Consider the following 417-nt stretch of genomic DNA (forward strand, 5'->3'; position numbering starts at 1 on the left):
TCCGAATTAAAGAATTTGCTTGGCGACCATAGCGTTGTGGACCCACCTGACTCCATGCCGAACTCAGAAGTGAAACGCAATAGCGCCGATGGTAGTGTGGGGCTTCCCCATGTGAGAGTAGGACATCGCCAGGCTTTACATTTAGACTTTGTCTATTTGATAGACAAGTCACCATAAGATTCTAAAAAAGTTTAGAGTTTTATGTTGACTTCAACAGTCAGTCGCGTAATATACGCGTCCTGCTTAGGTGCTAAGACACTGAAAGCACAGCTCTTTAACAATATAAACCTATCAATCTGTGTGGGCACTCGTTGATGATAATCCAATTAGAAGCTTCGGCTTCAAATTAGGTTTCAATGAWACGAAGTGACCATTGAATCTTCGGATTCAGCACAGTCAATTCAAACATTACGTTAT

General features: G+C 41.8%; 1 rRNA gene. It reads left to right on the forward strand.

From position 1 onward, the window contains the following. Positions 1-18: 18 nt before the first annotated feature. Positions 19-134, forward strand: a 5S ribosomal RNA gene (rrf, locus tag L1D31_RS22520). The last annotated feature ends 283 nt before the right edge of the window (positions 135-417 follow it).

Origin of the sequence: Vibrio sp. Isolate23 (assembly GCF_022398095.1) — a bacterium.
In the GTDB taxonomy this organism is placed as follows: Bacteria; Pseudomonadota; Gammaproteobacteria; order Enterobacterales; family Vibrionaceae; genus Vibrio; species Vibrio coralliilyticus_A.